The following is a 24200-nucleotide window of genomic DNA, read 5'->3' on the forward strand; positions in this document are numbered from 1 at the left end:
CACTCCTGATCTTGTGCTGTGCGCGAGGCGGCCATTCTAACCGGCGTTGACGAGCTGCGCGTAGCGGTCGCAGTCCTGAGTATGATCCATGACCATCCCCGAGGCCTGCATCAGCGCATAGCAAATGGTCGGACCGACGAAGGTGAAACCAGCCTTTTTCAGGCCTTTGCTCATGGCCACGGCTTGTGGGGTGATCGCCGGGACTTCGCTGCGATCCTTGAAATGATTGATCACCGGTCGGTTATCCACAAACGACCAGAGGAAGGCCACCGGATCCTCCAGCGCCAGCCACGCCTGGGCATTGCGCCGGGCGGCATTGAGCTTGAGGCGATTGCGGATGATCCCCGGATCGAGCATCAATTCATCGATTTCTGCGTCGCTCATCTGCGCCACGCGCTGTACGTCGAAGCCGAACAACACCTCGCGATACCGCTCGCGTTTACGCAGCACGGTGATCCACGAAAGCCCGGCCTGGAACCCTTCGAGCAAAAGCAACTCGAACAATCCCTGCGCATCGCGTAGCGGCGTGCCCCACTCCTGATCGTGGTAAGCCATGTACAGCGGATCTTCGTTGCACCAAAAGCAGCGTGGCATAAGGCTCCAGGGGGTGGAGGTGCGACTGAATCGGGTATACTCCCGCTCTTTAAATCGCAGCCCAAGAAACAGGTGAATTTCGTGAGCCAGCCTACGCCAGCCGTGCGTACCTTCCAAGACTTGATCCTCGCGCTCCAGCAATACTGGGCCGAGCAAGGTTGTGTGGTACTTCAGCCCTACGATATGGAAGTAGGCGCCGGCACTTTCCACACCGCGACATTCCTGCGTGCCATCGGCCCGGAAACCTGGAACGCCGCTTACGTACAGCCAAGCCGCCGTCCGACTGACGGCCGTTACGGCGAAAACCCGAACCGTCTGCAGCACTACTACCAGTTCCAGGTAGTCCTGAAGCCGAACCCGGACAACTTCCAGGAACTGTACCTGGGCTCCCTCAAGCATGTCGGCCTGGACCCGCTGGTCCACGACATCCGCTTCGTCGAAGACAACTGGGAATCGCCGACTCTCGGCGCCTGGGGTCTGGGCTGGGAAGTCTGGCTGAACGGCATGGAAGTGACCCAGTTCACTTACTTCCAGCAGGCGGGCGGCATCGAGTGCTACCCGGTGACCGGCGAGATCACCTACGGTCTCGAGCGTCTGGCCATGTACCTGCAAGGCGTGGACTCGGTCTACGACCTGGTCTGGGCTGACGGTCCGTTCGGCAAAGTGACCTACGGCGACGTGTTCCACCAGAACGAAGTGGAGCAATCCACCTACAACTTCGAACACGCCAACGTCGACAAGCTGTTCGAACTGTTCGACTTCTATGAAAGCGAAGCCAAGCGTCTGATCGAACTCGACCAGCCGCTGCCGTTGCCGAGCTATGAAATGGTCCTGAAGGCCTCGCACACCTTCAACCTGCTGGATGCGCGCCGGGCGATCTCGGTAACTGCGCGTCAGCAATACATTCTGCGCGTGCGCACCCTGGCGCGTTCCGTCGCCCAAGCCTACCTGCTGGCTCGCGCCAAGCTGGGCTTCCCGATGGCAACCCCGGACCTGCGTGACGAAGTACTGGCCAAGCTGGAGGCTGCACAATGAGTGCTCAAGATTTTCTGGTTGAACTGGGCACCGAAGAACTGCCACCCAAAGCCCTGAACACCCTGGCCGAAGCGTTCCTCGCCGGTATCGACAAGGGCCTGCAAGCCGCCGGCCTGAGCTACGAGACCAAAACCGTCTACGCCGCGCCGCGTCGTCTGGCTGTGCTGATCACCGCGCTGGCCACCCAGCAGCCGGATCGCAGCATCAACCTCGACGGCCCGCCACGTCAGGCCGCGTTCGATGCCGAAGGCAACCCGACTCAAGCAGCACTGGGTTTTGCCAAGAAGTGCGGCGTTGAGCTGAGCGAAATCGACCAGAGCGGTCCGAAACTGCGCTACAGCCAGAACATCGCCGGCAAACCGACCGCCAGCCTGCTGCCGACCATTGTCGAAGACTCGCTGAACGACCTGCCGATCCCGAAACGCATGCGTTGGGGTGCACGCAAGGAAGAGTTCGTGCGTCCGACCCAGTGGCTGGTGATGCTGCTCGGCGACCAGGTCATCGACTGCACAATCCTCGCGCAGAAGGCTGGCCGTGAATCCCGTGGTCACCGTTTCCACCACCCGGAAAACGTGCGCATCGGTTCGCCGTCGAGCTATCTGGCCGACCTGCGTGCCGCTTACGTGCTGGCCGACGCCAACGAGCGTCGCGAGATCATCAGCAAGCGCACCGAAGAACTGGCGACCCGTCAGGAAGGCACCGCGATCGTGCCGCCGGCGCTGCTCGACGAAGTGACCGCGCTGGTCGAGTGGCCGGTGCCGCTGGTGTGCTCGTTCGAAGAACGTTTCCTCGACGTGCCGCAGGAAGCGCTGATCACCACCATGCAGGACAACCAGAAGTACTTCTGCCTGCTGGATGCCGACGGCAAGTTGCTGCCACGTTTCATCACCGTGGCCAACATTGAATCCAAAGACCCGCAGCAGATCGTCGCCGGTAACGAGAAAGTGGTTCGCCCACGTCTGACCGACGCCGAGTTCTTCTTCAAGCAGGACAAGAAGCAGAAGCTCGAAGCGTTCAACGATCGCCTGCAGAACGTGGTGTTCCAGGAAAAACTCGGCAGCGTCTACGACAAGGCCGAGCGCGTTTCGAAACTGGCCGCGTACATCGCCGCACGCATCGGCGGCAACGCTTCGTGGGCTGCCCGTGCAGGTTTGCTGTCCAAGTGCGACCTGGCCACCGAAATGGTCGGCGAGTTCCCGGAGATGCAAGGTGTCGCCGGCTACTACTACGCCCTCAATGACGGCGAGCCGGAAGACGTCGCCCTGGCGCTGAACGAGCAGTACATGCCACGTGGTGCCGGCGCTGAACTGCCTGCCACCCTGACCGGTGCGGCCGTGGCCATCGCCGACAAGCTCGACACCCTGGTCGGCATCTTCGGCATCGGCATGCTGCCGACCGGCAGCAAAGACCCGTATGCCCTGCGCCGTGCGGCACTGGGTGTGCTGCGGATCCTGATCGAGAAACAACTGGATCTGGACCTGAACGACGCCGTGGCGTTCGCCGTGAATGCGTTCGGTGCCAAGGTCAAGGCTGCCGGCCTGAACGACGCGGTGCTGGAATTCATCTTCGACCGTCTGCGTGCACGTTACGAAGACGAAGGCGTGGATGTCGCCACCTACCTGTCGGTACGTGCCCTGAAGCCGGGTTCGGCGCTGGACTTCGACCAGCGCGTGCAAGCGGTTCAGGCCTTCCGCAAACTGCCGGAAGCGGCAGCGCTGGCGGCGGTGAACAAGCGTGTGTCGAACCTGCTGAGCAAAGTGGAAGGCTCCGTGCCGACCGACGTTCAGGCCAAGTACTTTGACAACGCCAACGAGTTCTCGCTGTACTCGGCGATCCAGCAGGCGGACCAGGCTGTACAGCCAATGGCCGCGGCGCGCCAGTACAACGAATCGCTGGCACGTCTGGCTGCCCTGCGCGAGCCGGTCGACGCGTTCTTCGACGCCGTGATGGTGAATGCCGAAGACGCCAACGTGCGGGCCAACCGTTACGCGCTGCTGGCGCGTCTGCGTGGCCTGTTCCTGGGCGTTGCCGACATTTCGCTGCTGGGTTGAGGGATTGCTGTTGAAACTGCTGATTCTCGATCGGGACGGAGTGATCAATTACGACTCCGACGCTTACATCAAGTCGGTGGAGGAGTGGATTCCGCTGCCCGGCTCGATCGAAGCGATTGCGCAGTTGAGCAAGGCCGGCTGGACGGTGGCGGTCGCCACCAACCAGTCGGGCATTGCTCGCGGCTACTACGACCTCGCCACTCTCGATGCCATGCACGCGCGCCTGCGCGAACTGGTGGCGGAGCAGGGCGGTGAAGTCGGGCTGATCGTGTATTGCCCGCATGGGCCGGACGAGGGTTGCGATTGCCGCAAGCCGAAACCGGGAATGTTGAAAACCATCGCGCAGCACTACAACGTGGCGCTGACGAATGTCTGGTTCGTCGGCGACAGCCTTGGTGACCTGGAGGCCGCCAAAGCCGTCGATTCACAGCCCGTTTTGGTAAAGACCGGGAAAGGCGAAAAGACTCAGGCCAAGACCTTGCCGGTCGGCACCCTGATTTTTGACGATCTGGCGGCGATTGCCGCAGAACTTATCCACAACTAGAGTACTTCTGAAGTTCCTGACCAGGGATTGATCGGGAGTGCGCTTGAACAGTCGGGCATCGCCCGTAACGGTAAACGTCGCCATGTCGATACTGCAGGCCATCAGAATCTTCCTCTTTTACCTGCTGCTGGGCACCACGTCCCTGCTGTGGTGCAGCCTGAGCTTTTTTATCGCGCCCTTTCTGCCGTTCAAGGCGCGTTATCGTTTCATCAACGTGTACTGGTGCCGTTGCGCCTTGTGGTTGACCAAGGTGTTCCTCGGTATCCGTTACGAAGTCAAAGGTGCGGAAAACGTGCCTGACCGGCCCTGCGTGATTCAATCGAACCACCAGAGCACCTGGGAGACATTCTTTCTCTCCGCTTATTTCTCGCCCTTGAGCCAGGTGCTCAAGCGCGAATTGCTGTACGTGCCATTCTTCGGCTGGGCCATGGCCATGCTGCGGCCGATCGCGATTGATCGCGACAACCCGAAAGCTGCGCTCAAGCAGGTCGCGGCAAAGGGTGACGAGCTGCTCAAGGACAATGTCTGGGTGCTGATCTTCCCTGAAGGCACTCGCGTTCCCCACGGCACCATCGGCAAGTTCTCCCGCAGTGGCAGCGCATTGGCGGTGAATGCGGCGCTTCCGGTGCTGCCGATTGCGCACAATGCCGGCAAGTTCTGGCCGAAAATCGGTTGGGGTAAAAAACCGGGTGTGATCACTGTGGTTATCGGTGAGCCGATGTACGCCGAAGGCACTGGCCCACGTGCCATCGCCGATTTGAACGACCGTGTGCAAGCGTGGAACGAGCAGGCGCAGCGGGAAATGGGTTCGCTGCCACCGGCTCCGCAGGCACCTGCTGCCAACGATCAGGTGGTTGTCTGAGATTTTGTGGATAACCTGTGTACGGATTGTTGGAAAAGCGTCGAAATCAAAGATTAAGTGACTGATTTACTTATATATTTCTGAAGCTGATAAATCACCGTAAAAGGTGCATAAGTTTTTTTCGGAAGTAAGAAAACCGGCTGATATAGCCGGTTTTTTTATGCCTGCTCTTCAGCGATCAGCGGCAGCTCAAGGCGGAATGTGGTGCCCTGATCGATGACGCTGATGCATTCGATCCGCCCACCATGGTGATCCACCACAGCCTTGACCATCGACAGCCCCAATCCCACGCCATCGATGCCTTGAGCCGAAGAAAAACGGCGGTACTGGCTGAACAGATCGGGCAGGTCTTCAGCCCCGATACCTTTGCCCTGATCGGTCAGTTCGCAATGCAGCCAGTCATCGTGGCATCGAACGCACAACCTGACCGTAGACCCGGCCGGGCTGTACTTGATCGCGTTTTCCAGCAGATTGAACAGCGCCCGGGTCAGCAGGCCCTGGTCCGCCAGCACCAGACGTTCCTGGGATTGCTCATCCATATCGTTCAGCAGTTCGATACGCTTTTGCTGGGCGATGGGCAGTGCCTGGTCCAGTACGTCCATCACCAGCATCGCAAACAGACTCGGCTGGAACTGATAGGCCTCGGATTCGGCCCGGGCCAGTAAAACGAATCCATCGGTGAGTTCCAGCGCTCGACGCACTTGGCGTTCGATCTGCTCGAACAGCGGTGAATCCGTTCCAGCCTGATGCCGGTGGACGTCGAGCAGGGCGAGGATCGCTGAATGCGGCGCTCGCAAGTCATGGGACAGAAAGCGCAGCAGCACACCGCGCTGTTCTTCGGCGGCGCGCTCGGCGCTCAGGTCGGTCAAGCTCAACAACCAGCCGATCGGCGTGTCGCCGTCCACCGGCAACAACGCCGCACGCTCCAGGCGCAGGCTGCGTTCCTTGTGATCGCGGAATTCCAGCAGGGGCAGCTCAGATAGCGGCGGGCGTGGCTCTGTGGACAACTCTGGATAACCCAGGCTCGCCAGTTGATCGAGGACGTCTTCGCCCACCAGATTATGATCGAACAGACTCCGGGCCTTGCGATTGCCCAACAAGACCTGTCCTCGAGGATCGCTGATCAGCGTTGCCACCGGCAGATACTCCAACCCATCGGCGATGAAGCGGCGAGTATCGCGGGTGCGGCTCATGGCTTGTTCAAGGGCCATGATCTGTCCCTGCAAACGGTCGGCGCTGGAAAAGGGCGCCCGGCGGCGTTCGGGAAACACCTTCGGCTCACTGTCCAGCCGCGACAGCTCCCAGCCGAAGTAGGTGAGCACCACACTCAGACGCCGCCAGTTCCAGATCAGATAACCGAACAGCATCCCCAGCGCCGAAGGCGTCGGCGACCACCAACGCCGCATTTCAGCCAGGCCGGCACTGGTCAGCAGCACGCAGGCAATCCCGCCGAGCGTCACCCAGATCGCCAGACGCGGTCGCCACAACAGCAACCCCAACACGCAAGCCACCAGAGCGACTGACAACATCGCGCCGGTGACGGGCGACGGGTCATGCAAGTTGACCTGCGCACGCCACGACAACAATGCAGTCAGCGGCAACAGCACTAGACTTATCCACACCCACTCGCGCACCAGTTGCCGAAACAGGCGTTGAACCTGACTTTGCACACGGCTTTCGTGGCGGCGTCGGTTAATCATGGAAAACAGGGCAGGGCGGGTTGAATGGTTTCATAGGCGACAGGTCTGAGGACGTAGACCCGAAGAATCATAGCGGCTCGACCCATGGTGTGCCGCTTACTTTCACTGCTTTGGTCGAACCGCCGGTGTCGACCCCCCATTACCCAAGCGACAAGGAATCCCGCGTATGCGCGTTGCGATACTGGACGATGAACCCGCCGAACTGCGCCGGGTCGAGCAGACCCTGCAACAGATGGCCGAGGCCGGTGAACAGCCCTGGTCACTGCACAGTTTCGAACGCGGAGAAGACCTGCTGCGGCAACTGCGCCGGGAAACCTTCGACCTGCTGATCCTCGACTGGCAACTGCCCGACCTCACCGGCCTGGCGCTGCTGCGCTGGACCCGCGAGCACATGGAGGCGCCACCGGCGGCCATCATGTTGACCAGTCGCGATGGTGAGAGCGATATCGTTCAGGCCCTGAACGCCGGGGCTGACGATTACGTCAGCAAGCCTTTTCGTCCAAACGAGTTGAAGGCTCGAGTCACCGCCGTACTGCGCCGGCACAGCCATCAACGCCCGAGCGTGGCCAATGTTCTGCGTTTCAATGATCTGGTGTTCGACGACGCCGAGCTGACCGTCACCCGCGAAGGCAAACCAATCATGATGACCGAGCGCGAGTATCGGCTCGCGCATTGCCTGTTCAGTAACCTCGGCCGACCTCTGTCACGGGACTATCTATACGAAAGATTCTGGCCCCACGAAGAAATGGCCTCGTCGCGACCACTGGATACCCACATCTATCGCCTGCGCAACAAGCTCGGGCTGACGGCGGATCGGGGTTGGCAGTTGCTGACGATTTATGGGTATGGGTATCGGTTGGAGAGTGTGGCGGCAGTCTCCCCATAAGTAGGGGGCCGCGGGATCCTTACCTTCTCATTTTTAAATCATTCATCCGAAGATGGATCTCTAAGCCTCTTCGCTGCTGATTCAATTTGTTTGATGCTGCTTTCCGGGACTGGTAGGTCCTCAGGCATGGTGCCCCCCAGCTCAACAATGGTTTCCCTGACTTTCCTGCCAACCTCAAAGTGCACTTGGTTGGCATTTCCTTTTCCATGAACGTTGTCACGAACCAATTTATCTTCAGCTTGTGTTGCTCGGAATAGATTGGCGGCGAGCTCCGTAGATCCCATGTGATCAAGAATTTTCTGGGTTTTCTTCAAACCTTTGCGCTGGTGGATCGCTTTCTGATCGAGTCCACCATAAAGACCTTTATAACCGTGATTCTGGAAGATGGCGAAATCCAGACCCGACTCGACACCTGCTTGCTGCGCGACCTCCACGAGCTGTTTATTGTGCTCACTTAGCTCATTACGTAACAAAATCCGTTTCTGGTCTTCACGCAACTGCTGGAACGAACCATCGTTAGCTAATTCCTGGCGACGAGTTTGAACGGCGAAGTACGTTTGCCCTGCAGCGATTACCGGCTTGGAGGGATCTCCGTTCTGGACCACTAGATAGCAGGCATAGCGCGAAAGCTTTACATCCTGTAACTCCCTTTGAGCACCAGAACCAATGGAAACCATTCCGAGCGAATCCTCGAAATGGTCTTCGACTTCCTGACCACTGTTTTGGCAAGCTTCTTTGGCTCGAGCCAGAACCGGTAGAAAATGCCGATATTCTGAGTACTCAAGCAGCTTGGCCAAGCGTCGTGCAGACCAATATTCCGCACCTTGATGATCCGTCATTTTCAGCTCTTCAAATGACTCGTGCCGCTCATTCATCTCAAAATCTCCCAGCTGGCCGTTAAGTATTGAGTGCAACTCCAATAGTTACTGCTTTGCTTTTGCACAGCCAGTAGGGACTTATCTGCTAACAAAAAGCCCCTGTTGACGCTCTGTCAGCAGGGGCTTCAATTCCATCCGAAATCTTAAAGGGATCAGAAATCCAGGTTGGAAACCGCCAGAGCATTGCTCTCGATGAAGTCACGGCGAGGTTCGACCGCATCACCCATCAGGGTGTTGAAGATCTGGTCTGCGCCAATGGCGTCTTCGATGGTGACTTTCAGCATGCGGCGCACGCTTGGGTCCATGGTGGTTTCCCACAGCTGATCCGGGTTCATTTCGCCCAGACCTTTGTATCGCTGAATGGTGTGGCGCTTGGTGCTTTCGGCCATCAGCCAGTCGAGGGCTTCCTTGAACTCGGTGACCGCTTTCTTGCGCTCGCCACGCTGGATGTACGCGCCGTCGTCGAGCAGGGTGCTCAGTTGAGCGCCGAGGGTGACGACAGTCTTGTAGTCGTTGCTGCCGAAGAAGTCGCGGTTGAAGGTGACGTAGTTCGACAGGCCGTGGGAGATCAGTTCGACCTCTGGCAGCCACACGCCACGTTCGCGGTCTTCACGCAGGCTGGCCTTGTAGACCAGACCGGACTTCTCGACGGTGCGCAGACGAACTTCGTACTGGGCCAGCCAGTCTTGCATCTTGGCGTGGTCGCCGAGCATTTCCAGGCTGACGGCCGGCAGGTAGATGAAGTGCTCGGTCAGCTCCTGCGGGTACAGGCGCGACAGACGCTTGAGGGTCTTCATCACCATGCGGAAGTCGTTCACCAGACGTTCCAGCGCTTCGCCGGAAATGCCCGGGGCGTCTTCGTTCAGGTGCAGGCTCGCATCTTCCAGGGCCGACTGCGTCATGTACTCTTCCATGGCGTCGTCGTCTTTGATGTATTGCTCTTGCTTGCCTTTCTTGACCTTGTACAGCGGCGGCTGGGCGATGTAGATGTAGCCGCGCTCGATCAGCTCCGGCAACTGACGGAAGAAGAAGGTCAGCAGCAGGGTACGGATGTGCGAACCGTCGACGTCAGCATCGGTCATGATGATGATGTTGTGATAGCGCAGTTTGTCGATGTTGTACTCTTCGCGGCCGATACCGCAGCCCAGCGCGGTGATCAGGGTGCCCACTTCCTGGGACGAGATCATCTTGTCGAAACGTGCTTTCTCGACGTTGAGGATCTTGCCCTTCAGCGGCAGGATGGCCTGGGTCTTGCGGTTACGTCCCTGTTTGGCAGAGCCGCCCGCGGAGTCACCTTCCACGAGGTACAGTTCGGACAGCGCCGGGTCTTTTTCCTGGCAGTCAGCCAGTTTGCCCGGCAGGCCGGCGATGTCCAGCGCGCCTTTGCGGCGGGTCATCTCACGGGCCTTGCGCGCCGCTTCACGGGCACGGGCGGCGTCGATCATCTTGCCGACAACCAGTTTGGCTTCGTTCGGGTTTTCCAGCAGGAAGTCGGAGAAGTACTTGCCCATTTCCTGTTCGACCGCGGTCTTCACTTCGGAAGACACCAGCTTGTCTTTGGTCTGGGAGCTGAACTTCGGATCCGGCACCTTCACCGAGATGATCGCGGTCAGGCCTTCACGGGCATCGTCACCGGTGGTGGCGACTTTGTGCTTCTTCGCCAGACCTTCCTGCTCGATGTAGTTGTTCAGGTTACGCGTCAGTGCGGAACGGAAGCCCACCAGGTGAGTGCCGCCGTCGCGTTGCGGGATGTTGTTGGTGAAGCACAACAGGTTCTCGTTGAAGCTGTCGTTCCACTGCAGGGCGATTTCCACGCCGATGCCGTCTTCACGCTGGATGTTGAAGTGAAACACCTGGTTGACCGCAGTCTTGTTGGTGTTCAGGTATTCAACGAACGCACGCAGGCCGCCTTCGTACTTGAACAGCTCTTCCTTGCCGCTGCGCTCATCCTTGAGGACGATGCCGACACCGGAGTTGAGGAAAGACAGTTCACGAATGCGCTTGGCCAGGATGTCCCAGCTGAAGTGAATGTTCTTGAAGGTTTCGCTGGAAGCCTTGAAGTGAATCTGGGTACCGGTGGTTTCGCTGTCGCCAACGATCGCCATCGGTGCCTGAGGTACGCCGTGGACGTAGGTCTGTTCCCAGATCTTGCCGCTGCGGCGAACGGTCAGTACCAGCTCTTCGGACAGCGCGTTCACAACAGAAACACCTACACCGTGCAGACCGCCGGATACTTTGTAGGAGTTGTCGTCGAACTTACCGCCGGCGTGGAGGACGGTCATGATGACCTCGGCGGCGGAAACGCCTTCCTCTTTATGCACGTCTACCGGGATGCCACGGCCGTTGTCTTTAACGGTGATGGACTCATCCGGGTGGATGATGATGCTGATGTCGTCGCAATGGCCGGCGAGGGCTTCGTCGATCGAGTTGTCGACCACCTCGAACACCATGTGGTGCAGACCGCTGCCATCGTCGGTGTCACCAATGTACATACCGGGACGTTTGCGCACGGCATCCAGGCCTTTCAGCACTTTAATGCTCGATGAGTCGTACGTATTTTCTTCGCTCAATGCCTTCACTCCCGATGGTCGTGGGTCTGGGTGATACGGCCCTGTTCCACGTGGAACAGAGCGACTGGCGTTTCCGTCTGCCAGCCTTCCCTCAATAATTCGTGATCTACACAGGTGATAAAGACCTGGCAGCGTAAGTCTTCCAGCAAGCGGCACAGCGCGCGACGGTGGCTTTCGTCCAGCTCGGACGGCAAGTCATCCACCAGATAAATACACTGGCCGCGTCGGGCCTGGCTCACCAGATGCCCCTGGGCAATGCGCAGGGCACAAACCACCAACTTCTGCTGACCCCGGGACAAGATGTCCGCGGCATTGTGAGCGCCCAATCTAAGACGCAAGTCAGCGCGTTGCGGTCCGGCCTGGGTATGACCCATTTGCTGGTCCCGCTGCAGGGAACCGGCAAGTACGGCACTCAATTCCCGGTCCTTGTCCCAGCCTCGGTAATAGCTGAGCGTCAAACCTTCGAGCTCAACCAGTTCGCTCAAGGTTTGTTCAAAGACTGGTTTCAAGGCTTTGATGTAAGCGCGGCGGTATTCATCGATTTCAGCGCTGGCCTGGCACAGTTCCCTGTCCCAAACCGCTTGCGAAACGGCGTCAAGTGTACCATGCCGCAGCCAGGAGTTTCTCTGGCGCAAGGCCTTCTGCAAACGCTGCCAGGTGGCCATGAACCGCGGTTCGACGTGGAACACGCCCCAGTCGAGGAACTGCCGGCGAATCTTCGGCGCACCTTCCAGCAGGCGGAAGCTGTCGGGGTTGATCAACTGCAGTGGCAGGATCTCCGCCAGTTGCGCGGCGCTGCGGGCATTCTGGCCGTCGATGCGGATCTGGAACTCGCCCTGACGGTCGCGAGAGATCCCCAATGCACTGTGGCCACCCTCGGCGAGCTCCACCTGACCGAATACGGTACAGGCGAGTTGCTCATACTGGATGACCGGCAATAGCCGCGTGCTGCGAAACGAACGGGCAAGCCCCAGCAGGTGAATGGCTTCCAGAACACTGGTTTTGCCGCTGCCGTTGGCGCCGTAAAGAATGTTGATTCGGGGGGAGGGGGAGAAGGTCACCGGGTGCAGATTGCGCACCGCGGTGACCGAGACGCGACTTAGCGACATCCAGAGTCAGCTGATTACAGACGCATCGGCATGACAACGTAAGCCGAATCGTCATTGTCGGACTCTTGCACCAGCGCACTGCTGTTGGAGTCGGACAGGATCAAGCGAACCTGCTCGGTGGTCATCACGCCCAGCACGTCGAGCAGATAGCTGACGTTGAAGCCGATTTCCAGGGAGCCGCCGTTGTATTCCACGCCTACTTCTTCTTCCGCTTCTTCCTGTTCCGGGTTGTTCGCCTGGATCTTCAGCTGACCGTTGGCCAGTTGCAGACGGATGCCACGGTACTTCTCGTTGGACAGAATCGCAGTACGGCTGAACGCTTCGCGCAGCGCCTGACGATCACCCAGTACCAGCTTGTCGCCGCCCTTCGGCAGAACGCGCTCATAGTCAGGGAACTTGCCGTCGACCAGTTTCGAGGTGAAGGTGAATTCGCCGGTGGTCGCGCGGATGTGGTGCTGACCCAGCACGATGCTGACGTTGCCGTCCGGCTCGGTGAGCAGACGCGCCAGTTCGAGAATACCTTTGCGCGGCACGATCACCTGGTGGCGATCCTGCTGACCGATGTCGGCCTGCATCGAGCACATTGCCAGACGGTGACCATCGGTGGCCACGGCACGGATCACACCGGTCGACACTTCCAGCAACATGCCGTTGAGGTAGTAACGCACGTCCTGTTGGGCCATGGCGAAACTGGTGCGTTCGATCAGGCGACGCAGCTTGCTTTGATCCAGGCTGGTGGTCAGCGAACCCGGGCCTTCTTCCACAGTCGGGAAGTCGTTGGCCGGCAGGGTCGACAGGGTGAAGCGGCTACGGCCGGCTTTCACCACCAGTTTCTGCTCGTCGACCTTGATATCGATCAGCGCATCGTTCGGCAGGCTTTTGCAGATATCCATCAGCTTGCGCGCAGGCACAGTGATGGAACCTGTTTCAGCCGGCTCCTCGAGTTGCACGCGACCGACCAGCTCGACTTCCAGGTCGGTACCGGTCAGCGACAGTTGCTGGCCATCGACGACCAGCAGCACGTTGGACAGTACCGGCAAGGTCTGTCGGCGCTCGACGACGCCTGCGACCAGTTGCAGGGGTTTCAACAGGGCTTCGCGTTGAATGGTGAAATGCATGGTCTAGTCCCTTGCCTTAATAAGCTGCGCTGGTGTTCATCAAGTGGTCAGTGTACGCAGCAGGTTCTTGTAGTCCTCGCGGATGTCCGCGTCGGATTCCTTAAGTTCGTTGATCTTGCGGCAGGCGTGCAACACCGTCGTGTGGTCGCGACCGCCAAACACATCACCGATTTCCGGCAGGCTGTGGTTGGTCAGTTCCTTGGACAGTGCCATGGCGACCTGACGCGGGCGAGCGACCGAGCGCGAACGGCGCTTGGACAGCAAGTCGGAGATCTTGATCTTGTAGTACTCGGCGACGGTGCGCTGAATGTTATCCACAGAGACCAGTTTGTCCTGCAACGCCAACAGGTCTTTCAGGGATTCGCGAATCAACTCGATGGTGATGTCGCGGCCCATGAAGTGCGAGTGGGCGATCACGCGTTTCAGCGCGCCTTCCAGCTCACGGACGTTGGAGCGAATGCGCTGCGCAATGAAGAACGCCGCATCGTGTGGCAACTCGACTTTGGCCTGGTCGGCCTTCTTCATCAAGATGGCTACGCGGGTTTCCAGCTCCGGCGGCTCGACGGCAACCGTCAGGCCCCAGCCGAAGCGGGATTTCAGGCGCTCTTCAAGGCCTTCGATTTCCTTCGGATAGCGGTCACTGGTGAGAATGACCTGCTGGCCACCTTCAAGCAGGGCATTGAAGGTGTGGAAAAATTCTTCCTGGGAACGTTCCTTGCGGGCGAAGAACTGGATGTCGTCGATCAGCAGGGCGTCCACCGAACGGTAGAAACGCTTGAACTCGTTGATCGCGTTCAGTTGCAGCGCCTTGACCATGTCGGCCACGAAACGCTCGGAATGCAGGTACACGACCTTGGCATTCGGGTTCTTCTTTAACAGGTGGTTACCCACCGCGTGCATCAAGTGCGTCTTACCCAGACCCACGCCACCATAAAGGAAGAGCGGGTTGTAGCCGTGCTTGGGGTTATCCGCCACTTGCCAGGCCGCCGCACGGGCGAGCTGGTTGGACTTACCTTCGACGAAGTTCTCGAAGGTAAAGGTGCGATTCAGGTAGCTGGTGTGCTTGAGCGCGCCTTCGACCTGCACCGTGCGCTGTTCGGCACGCACCGGCGCTTGCTGGGAGGCGGCGCCCGCCATCGGGTCGAAGCTGTCGCGGGACGGCTCTTCGCTGACTTCCTCGGTTTTTTGCGTCGCGCGCTTGGCCGGGGTTGGGGCCGGCGCGGGTGCCGGAGCACTGACGGGCGCGGAACTGGCTTGAGCCAGCGATGCAGCGGCCGCGGCCAGTGGCGCGTTCGGCGCAGCACGCGGCGCAGAACTGCGCTTGCTGCCTATTAATAAGGAGAGCGACGGCGCCAGGCCGTTGCCATGCTCATCCAGCAGTTCAAGGACGCGCCCCAGGTACTTTTCGTTGACCCAGTCCAGAACAAAACGGTTCGGTGCGTAGACACGCAACTCGTCGCCTTCGGCTTCGACCTGTAATGGACGGATCCAGGTGTTGAATTGTTGGGCTGGCAGCTCTTCGCGCAAAAGCTCCACGCACTGCTGCCAAAGTTCCACTGACACGGAAATCCCCTAATTTGAAAGCCGGTGAGGCAAAAACAAGCGGCCATTGTAGCGGCCAGCCGTCCACTTATCCACATGCAGGTTGTCCGGTGGACATGATTTATCAATGCCTTATCCGGTGAAAAAGCGACCAACGGTGTGTGAATAAGCTCTGTGGATAACCCCATCTGAGCACACTGGACAACTGGGGGTCGAACCCGGTGGATAACCAGCCTGTGGATAAACACCGTTTCCACCCACAGGTTATCCGATAGCGCAGCACAGGCTGAACACGGTTTTCCACTGTAGTTGTCATTCTCTGTACAGTGCTGAAAACAAGGCCTCGAGTCAGTTATCCACAGATGAGGCCGGGCCTAGCTTTTATAAGCTTTACAGAAAAGCTTTAAATACTTCGCTTCTTTATTTTTATATCTGGCTGGACGGAATTCACGAGCTGACAGCTCTGGAGATCTATTTATAAGGAAACGTTGGTTGGAAATTGACCTATTGGCTTGCTTTCTCTAGAATCCCCGGTCTCTTAAAACGGGGGCCATTCCGGCCCGTTGTGGACGAACCAGGTAACACGACATGAAACGTACTTTCCAACCAAGCACTATCAAACGCGCTCGTACCCACGGTTTCCGTGCTCGCATGGCTACCAAGAACGGTCGTGCAGTACTGTCGCGTCGTCGCGCCAAAGGCCGCGCACGTCTGGCAGTTTGATAATCCGGCACTGGAGGTGAGTCAGGACTTCAGTCGGGAAAAGCGTCTGCTTACTCCCCGGCATTTCAAGGCAGTCTTTGACTCCCCTACCGGCAAGGTTCCGGGGAAAAATCTCCTGCTCCTTGCGCGCAACAACGATCTCGATCACCCCCGTCTCGGGCTGGTTATCGGGAAAAAGAGCGTAAAGCTCTCCGTCGAGCGCAATCGCCTCAAACGTCTGATGCGCGAATCGTTTCGCCTGCACCAGGATTCACTGGTCGGCTGGGACATCGTTATCGTCGCGCGCAAAGGTTTGGGTGACGTAGAAAACCCCGAATTGATTCAGCATTTCGGCAAACTCTGGAAACGTCTGGCACACAACAAGCCGGTACCAGCAGTCAAAACCGAAACTGTAGGGGTAGACAGTCCAGATGCGTAAACTGGCACTCGTTCCGATCCAGTTTTATCGCTACGCCATTAGTCCCTTGATGGCCAGTCACTGTCGTTTCTACCCCAGTTGTTCTTGCTACGCGTATGAAGCCATCGAAAATCATGGCCTTCTGCGCGGTGGCTGGCTGACCTTTCGTCGTTTAGGTCGCTGTCATCCGTGGAATCCCGGTGGTTATGACCCGGTTCCACCTATCCCTACCTCCCGTTCTTCTTCGATGGCCGAGTAATCATGGATATCAAACGCACGATCCTGATCGTCGCCCTGGCAATCGTGTCCTACGTCATGGTTCTTAAATGGAACCAGGACTATGGTCAGGCTGCCCTGCCGACTCAGAATGTTGCTTCCAGTACGACTACATCCGGTTTGCCGGACACCGCCACTGGCAATAACGCTGCCGCCAGTGACGATATTCCGCGCGCCGCAAGCGATACCAGCGCACCTGCCGAAACGCCGGTCGCCGCCAGCAAGGATCTGATCCAGATCAAAACCGACGTGCTCGATCTGTCGATCGATCCACAGGGTGGCGATGTTGCTCAACTGACCTTGCCTCTGTATCCACGTCGTCAGGATCGTCCGGACGTTCCGTTCCAGCTGTTCGACAACGGCGGCGAGCGTACTTATCTGGCGCAAAGCGGTCTGATCGGCACCAACGGTCCGGACGCAAGCCCGGCCGGTCGCCCGATCTACTCCTCGGAGAAGAAGACTTATCAACTGGCTGACGGTCAGGACCAATTGGTCGTCGACCTGAAGTTCAGCAAGGACGGCGTCAACTACATCAAGCGTTTCACCCTGAAACGTGGCCTGTATGACGTGACCGTCACTTATCTGATCGACAACCAGAGCGCTCAGCCTTGGTCCGGTTCGATGTTTGCCCAGCTGAAACGCGATGCAAGCGCCGATCCATCGTCGACCACTGCTACCGGCACCGCGACTTACCTGGGCGCCGCCCTGTGGACAAGTTCCGAGCCGTACAAGAAAGTGTCCATGAAGGACATGGACAAAGGTCAGCTCAAGGAAACCGTCACCGGTGGCTGGGTAGCCTGGCTGCAACACTACTTCGTGACTGCATGGGTTGCTCCGAAAGGCGAAAACAACGTCGTTCAGACCCGTAAAGACAGCAAAGGCAACTACATCATCGGTTACACCGGTCCTTCGTTGACCGCTGCACCGGGTGCAAAAGTCGAGACCAGCGCTGTTCTGTACGCCGGTCCGAAAAGCCAGGCTGTGCTGAAAGAGTTGTCCCCAGGTCTGGAACTGACCGTCGACTACGGCATTCTGTGGTTCATTGCCCAGCCAATTTTCTGGCTGCTGCAACATATCCACGCCATCGTCGGCAACTGGGGCTGGTCGATCATCTTCCTGACCATGCTGATCAAGGGGATTTTCTTCCCTCTGTCGGCCGCCAGCTACAAGTCGATGGCCCGCATGCGTGCCGTTGCTCCGAAACTGGCAGCACTGAAAGAGCAACATGGCGATGACCGGCAGAAAATGTCGCAAGCCATGATGGAGCTGTACAAGAAAGAGAAGATCAATCCGCTGGGTGGCTGCTTGCCGATCCTGGTGCAGATGCCGGTTTTCCTTTCGCTGTACTGGGTTCTGCTGGAAAGCGTGGAAATGCGCCAGGCGCCGTTCATGCTGTGGATTACCGACCTGTCGATCAAGGATCCGTTCTTCATCCTGCCGATCATCATGGGCGCGACCATGTTCATCCAGCAGCGTCTGAACCCGACTCCTCCGGATCCGATGCAGGCCAAGGTCATGAAAATGATGCCAATCATCTTCACGTTCTTCTTCCTGTGGTTCCCGGCTGGTCTGGTGCTGTACTGGGTTGTGAACAACTGCCTGTCGATTGCTCAACAGTGGTACATCACGCGTAAGATCGAAGCGGCGACGAAAAAAGCCGAGGCGTAACTTACTCTGTGGATAACACCACTCAAAACGCCCCCTAGTGGGGCGTTTTGCTATCTGCCACTTTTGTCTGGATACCGGTTTATGAGCGCACCTCGTGAAACCATCGCAGCCGTCGCCACCGCTCAGGGCCGTGGCGGCGTGGGCATCGTTCGAATTTCCGGGCCGCTGGCCAGCGTTGCGGCCAAAGCCATCAGCGGCCGAGAACTGAAACCGCGGTTTGCCCACTACGGCCCGTTCCTCAGTGACGATCAACAGGTGCTGGATGAAGGTCTGGCGCTTTATTTCCCCGGGCCGAACTCGTTCACCGGCGAAGATGTGCTGGAACTGCAGGGCCACGGTGGTCCGATCGTCCTCGACATGTTGCTCAAGCGTTGCCTGGAACTGGGCTGCCGCCTGGCCCGTCCCGGCGAGTTCAGCGAAAGAGCATTCCTCAATGACAAACTCGACCTCGCCCAGGCCGAGGCCATTGCGGATCTGATCGAAGCCAGTTCTGCACAGGCTGCACGCAATGCCTTGCGTTCCTTACAGGGTGCGTTTTCCCAGCGTGTGCATAACCTCACCGAACAACTGATCGGCTTGAGGATTTATGTCGAGGCAGCCATCGATTTCCCGGAAGAAGAAATCGACTTCCTCGCCGATGGCCACGTGCTGAGCATGCTCGACAAGGTTCGTGACGAGTTATCCACCGTCTTGCGCGAAGCCGGACAGGGTGCATTGCTGCGTGACGGCATGACCGTGGTGATCGCCGGTCGTCCGAATGCCGGCAAATCCAGTCTGCTCAACGCATTGGCCGGTCGAGAAGCCGCCATCGTGACTGAAATCGCCGGCACCACCCGGGATATCCTGCGCGAACATATCCACATCGACGGCATGCCACTGCATGTCGTGGACACTGCCGGTTTGCGTGATACCGACGACCATGTGGAAAAGATCGGTGTCGAGCGAGCATTGAAAGCCATCGGCGAAGCCGATCGAGTGCTGTTGGTGGTCGATGCTACGGCCCCGGAAGCTGCGGATCCGTTCGCGTTGTGGCCAGAATTCCTTGAAACCCGACCAGATCCGGCGAAGGTCACCCTGATTCGCAACAAGGCTGATCTCACCGGTGAAGCCATTGCCTTGGAAGTCAGTGACGATGGCCACGTGACCATCAGCCTGAGCGCCAAGTCTGCCGGTGAAGGCCTGGACCTGCTGCGTGATCACCTGAAAGCCTGCATGGGTTACGAGCAGACCTCGGAAAGCAGCTTCAGCGCACGCCGTCGTCACCTGGAAGCCTTGCGTCATGCCAGTGCGGCTCTTGAACACGGTCGCGCGCAGCTGACTCTGGCGGGTGCCGGCGAACTGTTGGCAGAAGATCTGCGCCAGGCTCAGCATTCCCTCGGGGAAATTACCGGGGCGTTCAGCTCCGATGATCTGCTGGGACGGATCTTTTCCAGCTTCTGCATCGGTAAATAGCCCTTCCGTTGTCCACAGACAGGTCCATTCGCGACCTGTCTGTCTCTCCTCTTTGACTTCCCTTCCTCCAGTGCCGGACAGATTTTCTGTTCCTGAGCGGATTTTCCGCGTCCGCGATTCCTTCATTCGTCCGATTTCTGTGGATTAAGCCCTGTGAATAACTGCCGCTGAGGGCAGTTGATAACAGGGCCTGAAAACTGAACATAACTGCCTATGTGGATAACCACCTCATTCATCCACAGGCTTACACCGGTTATCCAAGGGCCTCCTGACCACATGGGCACAGGGTTTTGAATCGCTGTACATATTGAATATTAAGGTCTGTAGCAATCTATCCACAGAAATGTGGGGCAGTAAGAATAAGCTTTAAAACAAAGGTTTTATAAATTTCTCTCTTTTTTTATTCTTTTAACCGCGAGTTCTCCACAGCTGGTTAAATTTTGTGCAAAGGGTTCTTTAGGAAGGGCGAAGTCCCTATACTTGTCGACCAGGTCCAGAAACCTGATCTCAAACTATTCCTGAATTACCTACTTAAGCAGGCACGAGGTGCGTGGTGGATTTCCCTTCCCGTTTTGAAGTGATCGTCATCGGCGGCGGTCATGCCGGTACCGAGGCAGCACTGGCCTCAGCACGCATGGGTGCAAAAACCCTTCTGCTGACGCATAACGTGGAAACCCTCGGAGCCATGAGTTGCAACCCGGCCATCGGTGGCATCGGCAAAAGCCATCTGGTCAAGGAAATCGACGCCCTCGGCGGCGCGATGGCCATGGCCACCGATAAGGGCGGCATCCAGTTTCGCGTGTTGAACAGCCGCAAAGGCCCGGCGGTACGAGCGACCCGTGCGCAAGCCGACCGGATTTTGTACAAAGCCGCTGTCCGCGAAATTCTGGAGAACCAACCGAACCTGTGGATATTTCAACAAGCCGCTGACGACCTGATCGTCGAGCAGGAACAAGTACGCGGTGTTGTCACGCAAATGGGTCTGCGTTTCTTCGCGGATTCCGTGGTGTTGACCACCGGTACGTTCCTGGGCGGACTTATCCACATCGGTTTGCAGAATTTTTCCGGCGGTCGCGCCGGTGATCCGCCGTCGATTGCCCTGGCGCATCGTCTGCGTGAACTGCCGCTGCGTGTCGGTCGCCTGAAAACCGGTACGCCTCCGCGAATCGACGGCAAGTCTGTGGATTTCTCGGTGATGACCGAGCAACCGGGTGATACGCCGATCCCGGTGATGTCGTTCATGGGCAACAAGGAACAACATCCACGCCAGGTCAGTTGCTGGATTACTCACACCAACGCCCGTACCCACGAAATCATCGCCGCGAACCTCGATCGTTCGCCGATGTATTCCGCTGCCGGCGAGATTGAAGGCATTGGCCCGCGTTATTGCCCGTCGATCGAAGACAAGATCCACCGCTTTGCCGACAAGGAAAGCCATCAGGTGTTCATCGAACCGGAAGGTCTGACCACCCATGAGCTGTATCCGAACGGGATATCCACAAGCCTGCCATTCGACGTGCAATTGCAGATCGTGCAATCGATCCGCGGCATGGAAAACGCGCACATCGTGCGTCCGGGTTATGCGATCGAGTACGACTACTTCGATCCGCGCGACCTGAAGTACAGCCTGGAGACCAAAGTCATCGGCGGTCTGTTCTTCGCTGGCCAGATCAACGGCACCACCGGTTACGAAGAAGCCGGCGCCCAGGGTTTGCTGGCCGGCGCGAACGCCGCGTTGCGTGCGAAGGGCAAAGAAGCCTGGTGCCCGCGTCGCGATGAGGCGTACATCGGAGTATTGGTCGACGACCTGATCACCCTCGGTACCCAAGAGCCGTACCGCATGTTCACTTCCCGTGCCGAATACCGCCTGATCCTGCGTGAGGACAACGCGGACCTGCGTCTGACCGAAAAAGGTCGCGAGCTGGGTCTGGTCGATGACGCGCGTTGGGCAGCGTTCTGCAAGAAACGCGAAAGCATCGAACTCGAAGAGCAACGCCTGAAAAGCACCTGGGTTCGCCCGAATACGCAGCAGGGCGATGCGATTGCCGAGAAATTCGGCACGCCGCTGACTCACGAATACAACTTGCTCAACCTCTTGAGTCGTCCGGAAATCGACTACGCTGGTCTGGTCGAAGTGACCGGGCAGGGCGCCGAAGATCCACAGGTCGCCGAACAGGTCGAAATCAAGACCAAATACGCCGGTTACATCGACCGTCAACAGGACGAAATCGCCCGTCTGCGTGCAAGCGAAGACACGAAACTGCCTGTGGATATCGATTACACCAACATTTCCGGTCTCTCCAAGGAGATCCAGAGCAAGCTTGGCGCGACTCGTCCCGAGACGCTGGGCCAGGCTTCGCGGATCCCGGGTGTGACCCCGGCAGCGATTTCGCTGTTGATGATTCATTTGAAAAAACGCGGCGCGGGCCGTCAGTTGGAGCAAAGCGCTTGAGTTCTAAGGTCACTTCGCAACACGCCGAAGAGTTATCCACAGGAGCCCGCGAGCTCGGTGTCAATCTCACTGAAACCCAGCACGAATTGCTGCTGGGTTATCTGGCCCTGTTGATCAAATGGAACCAGGCCTACAACCTGACCGCCGTCCGCGATCCGGACGAAATGGTTTCCCGTCACTTGCTCGATAGCCTCAGCGTGATGTCGTTCATCGAAAACGGCCGTTGGCTGGACGTCGGCAGCGGCGGCGGCATGCCGGGGATCCCTTTGGCGATCCTGTACCCGGACTCGCAAGTGACCTGCCTGGACAGCAACGGCAAGAAAACCCGCTTCCTGACCCAGGTCAAACTCGAACTCAAACTGGATAACCTGCAAGTTATCCACAGTCGCGTCGAAGCGTTCCAGCCTGCACAGCCGTTCAACGGGATCATTTCCCGGGCGTTCAGCAGCATGGAGAACTTCACCAACTGGACTCGCCACCTCGGCGACGCCGATACACGCTGGCTGGCAATGAAGGGCGTCCATCCGGCCGATGAGCTGGTAGCATTGCCGGCAGACTTCAAACTCGATAGCGAACACGCCCTGGCCGTACCCGGTTGCCAAGGCCAACGCCATCTGCTGATACTGCGCCGCACGGCATGATTGGGAACACAAGCAAGAATGGCTAAGGTATTCGCGATAGCGAACCAGAAGGGTGGTGTGGGCAAGACCACCACCTGCATCAACCTCGCAGCATCCCTGGTCGCGACCAAGCGCCGGGTGCTGTTGATCGATCTCGATCCACAGGGCAACGCCACCATGGGTAGCGGTGTGGATAAACATGGCCTGGAAAACTCGGTCTACGACCTGCTGATCGGCGAATGCGATCTGGCCCAGGCCATGCACTACTCCGAACACGGTGGTTATCAACTGCTGCCGGCCAACCGCGATCTGACGGCGGCCGAAGTGGTGCTGCTGGAAATGCAGATGAAGGAAAGTCGTCTGCGCAGCGCGCTGGCGCCGATCCGTGAAAACTACGATTACATTCTGATCGACTGCCCGCCGTCGCTGTCGATGCTCACACTGAACGCACTGGTCGCCGCTGACGGGGTAATTATCCCCATGCAGTGTGAGTACTTTGCGCTCGAAGGTTTGAGCGACCTTGTGGATAACATCAAGCGTATCGCCGAACTGCTGAACCCGAACCTGAAAGTCGAAGGCCTGCTGCGGACCATGTACGACCCGCGCCTGAGCCTGATGAACGATGTATCGGCCCAGCTCAAGGAACACTTCGGCGATCAGTTGTACGACACGGTGATCCCGCGCAACATCCGCCTGGCCGAAGCCCCGAGCTACGGCATGCCGGCGCTGGCTTACGACAAGCAATCGCGTGGCGCGCTGGCCTATCTGGCCCTGGCGGGCGAGATGGTTCGCCGTCAGCGCAAAAATTCACGCATCGCCGCTGCTCAGCCAACTTAAGGAATCCCCATGGCCGTCAAGAAACGAGGTCTCGGACGAGGACTGGATGCACTGCTGAGCGGTCCGACTGTCAGCTCGCTGGAAGAACAAGCGGCGCAGGCTGACAGCCGCGAGTTGCAGCACCTGCCACTGGACCTGTTGCAGCGCGGCAAGTATCAGCCACGCCGGGACATGGATCCGCAGGCGCTGGAAGAGCTGGCGCAGTCGATCAAGGCCCAGGGCGTGATGCAGCCGATCGTGGTTCGCCCGATTGGTGGTGGCCGCTTTGAAATCATCGCCGGTGAACGTCGCTGGCGTGCAAGCCAGCAGGCCGGGCAGGAAACCATCCCGGCCATGGTCCGTGATGTGCCGGATGAAACCGCGATCGCCATTGCGCTGATCGAGAACATCCAGCGCGAAGACCTGAATCCGATCGAAGAAGCGGTGGCTCTGCAGCGCCTGCAGCAGGAATTCCAGCTCACCCAGCAACAGGTCGCCGAGGCTGTGGGTAAGTCCCGCGTCACCGTGGCCAACCTGTTGCGCCTGATTGCGCTGCCGGAAGTCATCAAGACCATGCTGTCCCACGGCGACCTGGAAATGGGCCATGCCCGTGCATTGCTCGGTCTGCCGGACAATCAGCAGGTGGAAGGGGCGCGACATGTTGTCGCACGCGGTCTTACCGTGCGCCAGACTGAAGCACTGGTTCGTCAGTGGTTGAGTGGCAAACCCGAGCCCGTCGAACCCTCCAAACCCGACCCGGATATCGCTCGCCTCGAGCAACGTCTGGCCGAGCGCCTAGGCTCTGCGGTGCAGATCCGCCACGGGAAGAAGGGAAAGGGTCAGTTGGTGATCGGTTACAACTCTCTCGATGAGCTTCAGGGTGTGCTCGCACACATCCGCTGAAACA

Annotated in this window: 21 protein-coding genes; 14 read left to right on the plus strand and 7 right to left on the minus strand. The window is 58.4% G+C overall.

Annotated features, from left to right (window positions below; all coding sequences use genetic code 11):
- Positions 1-36 precede the first annotated feature (36 nt).
- The gene (tag, locus tag AC1RR7_RS08185; RefSeq protein ID WP_007954111.1) at positions 37-594 is read right to left on the minus strand and encodes a DNA-3-methyladenine glycosylase I; all 558 of its coding nucleotides are present in this window, start codon (positions 592-594) and stop codon (positions 37-39) included.
- 81 nt (positions 595-675) lie between these two features.
- On the opposite strand from tag, the gene glyQ reads away from it, so the two are divergent.
- From glyQ to AC1RR7_RS08205, 4 genes are all read left to right on the plus strand, one after another.
- Positions 676-1629, plus strand: a complete 954-nt coding sequence (gene glyQ, locus AC1RR7_RS08190) for a glycine--tRNA ligase subunit alpha (protein ID WP_003187265.1) — start codon at positions 676-678, stop codon at positions 1627-1629.
- Positions 1626-3680, plus strand: coding sequence for a glycine--tRNA ligase subunit beta (gene glyS / locus AC1RR7_RS08195; protein ID WP_096822388.1), 2055 nt, complete (start codon positions 1626-1628; stop codon positions 3678-3680). Before glyQ ends, glyS begins: the two co-directional genes overlap by 4 nt.
- Before the next feature lie 4 nt (positions 3681-3684).
- Positions 3685-4224 carry a D-glycero-beta-D-manno-heptose 1,7-bisphosphate 7-phosphatase gene (gene gmhB, locus AC1RR7_RS08200; protein WP_164872121.1) on the plus strand — a complete coding sequence of 180 codons (540 nt, stop codon included), beginning with the start codon at positions 3685-3687 and terminating at the stop codon, positions 4222-4224.
- An 82-nt stretch (positions 4225-4306) separates the two neighbouring features.
- The gene (locus AC1RR7_RS08205) at positions 4307-5086 is read left to right on the plus strand and encodes a lysophospholipid acyltransferase family protein (protein ID WP_102621183.1); all 780 of its coding nucleotides are present in this window, start codon (positions 4307-4309) and stop codon (positions 5084-5086) included.
- 158 nt (positions 5087-5244) lie between these two features.
- Here the strand turns inward: AC1RR7_RS08205 and AC1RR7_RS08210 are convergent, their stop codons facing one another.
- A complete protein-coding gene (locus tag AC1RR7_RS08210) occupies positions 5245-6786 on the minus strand; it encodes a sensor histidine kinase (protein WP_493157061.1) in 1542 nt (513 codons plus the stop codon).
- 166 nt (positions 6787-6952) lie between these two features.
- Here AC1RR7_RS08210 and AC1RR7_RS08215 point away from each other — a divergent pair, with 166 nt between their 5' ends.
- Positions 6953-7672, plus strand: a complete 720-nt coding sequence (locus tag AC1RR7_RS08215; protein WP_493065568.1) for a response regulator transcription factor — start codon at positions 6953-6955, stop codon at positions 7670-7672.
- A 38-nt stretch (positions 7673-7710) separates the two neighbouring features.
- Here the strand turns inward: AC1RR7_RS08215 and dinD are convergent, their stop codons facing one another.
- The 5 genes from dinD to dnaA form a co-directional block, all read right to left on the minus strand.
- Positions 7711-8547, minus strand: a complete 837-nt coding sequence (gene dinD, locus AC1RR7_RS08220; protein ID WP_493157063.1) for a DNA damage-inducible protein D — start codon at positions 8545-8547, stop codon at positions 7711-7713.
- Between the two features lie 155 nt (positions 8548-8702).
- Entirely contained in the window at positions 8703-11120 is a 2418-nt protein-coding gene (gyrB, locus tag AC1RR7_RS08225) for a DNA topoisomerase (ATP-hydrolyzing) subunit B (protein ID WP_007954129.1), read from the minus strand.
- 5 nt (positions 11121-11125) lie between these two features.
- Positions 11126-12229, minus strand: coding sequence for a DNA replication/repair protein RecF (gene recF, locus AC1RR7_RS08230; protein WP_007911886.1), 1104 nt, complete (start codon positions 12227-12229; stop codon positions 11126-11128).
- Between the two features lie 14 nt (positions 12230-12243).
- Positions 12244-13347 carry a DNA polymerase III subunit beta gene (gene dnaN, locus AC1RR7_RS08235; RefSeq protein WP_096822384.1) on the minus strand — a complete coding sequence of 368 codons (1104 nt, stop codon included), beginning with the start codon at positions 13345-13347 and terminating at the stop codon, positions 12244-12246.
- A 39-nt stretch (positions 13348-13386) separates the two neighbouring features.
- Complete coding sequence (gene dnaA, locus AC1RR7_RS08240; protein WP_096822383.1) at positions 13387-14910, minus strand: chromosomal replication initiator protein DnaA; 1524 nt, start codon at positions 14908-14910, stop codon at positions 13387-13389.
- A 567-nt stretch (positions 14911-15477) separates the two neighbouring features.
- On the opposite strand from dnaA, the gene rpmH reads away from it, so the two are divergent.
- From rpmH to AC1RR7_RS08285, 9 genes are all read left to right on the plus strand, one after another.
- Positions 15478-15612 (plus strand): 50S ribosomal protein L34, encoded by a 135-nt coding sequence (rpmH, locus tag AC1RR7_RS08245; protein ID WP_003213577.1) that lies wholly within the window; start codon positions 15478-15480, stop codon positions 15610-15612.
- Positions 15613-15628: 16 nt separating this feature from the next.
- Positions 15629-16030, plus strand: coding sequence for a ribonuclease P protein component (gene rnpA / locus AC1RR7_RS08250; RefSeq protein WP_273541045.1), 402 nt, complete (start codon positions 15629-15631; stop codon positions 16028-16030).
- Positions 16023-16268: a membrane protein insertion efficiency factor YidD gene (gene yidD, locus AC1RR7_RS08255; RefSeq protein WP_010465488.1), complete on the plus strand. Its 246-nt coding sequence runs from the start codon at positions 16023-16025 to the stop codon at positions 16266-16268. Before rnpA ends, yidD begins: the two co-directional genes overlap by 8 nt.
- A 2-nt stretch (positions 16269-16270) precedes the next feature.
- Positions 16271-17953 carry a membrane protein insertase YidC gene (gene yidC, locus AC1RR7_RS08260; protein WP_096822381.1) on the plus strand — a complete coding sequence of 561 codons (1683 nt, stop codon included), beginning with the start codon at positions 16271-16273 and terminating at the stop codon, positions 17951-17953.
- A gap of 81 nt (positions 17954-18034) precedes the next feature.
- On the plus strand, positions 18035-19405 hold the full coding sequence (mnmE, locus tag AC1RR7_RS08265) for a tRNA uridine-5-carboxymethylaminomethyl(34) synthesis GTPase MnmE (RefSeq protein WP_273540744.1): 1371 nt from the start codon (positions 18035-18037) through the stop codon (positions 19403-19405).
- 553 nt (positions 19406-19958) lie between these two features.
- On the plus strand, positions 19959-21857 hold the full coding sequence (gene mnmG, locus AC1RR7_RS08270) for a tRNA uridine-5-carboxymethylaminomethyl(34) synthesis enzyme MnmG (RefSeq protein ID WP_096822379.1): 1899 nt from the start codon (positions 19959-19961) through the stop codon (positions 21855-21857).
- The gene (rsmG, locus tag AC1RR7_RS08275) at positions 21854-22498 is read left to right on the plus strand and encodes a 16S rRNA (guanine(527)-N(7))-methyltransferase RsmG (RefSeq protein ID WP_007911906.1); all 645 of its coding nucleotides are present in this window, start codon (positions 21854-21856) and stop codon (positions 22496-22498) included. Before mnmG ends, rsmG begins: the two co-directional genes overlap by 4 nt.
- 18 nt (positions 22499-22516) lie before the next feature.
- Complete coding sequence (locus AC1RR7_RS08280; RefSeq protein ID WP_007954142.1) at positions 22517-23314, plus strand: ParA family protein; 798 nt, start codon at positions 22517-22519, stop codon at positions 23312-23314.
- Between the two features lie 9 nt (positions 23315-23323).
- Positions 23324-24196 carry a ParB/RepB/Spo0J family partition protein gene (locus AC1RR7_RS08285; RefSeq protein WP_064600630.1) on the plus strand — a complete coding sequence of 291 codons (873 nt, stop codon included), beginning with the start codon at positions 23324-23326 and terminating at the stop codon, positions 24194-24196.
- The last annotated feature ends 4 nt before the right edge of the window (positions 24197-24200 follow it).

This window comes from Pseudomonas sp. GW821-FHT11G12, assembly GCF_058808055.1.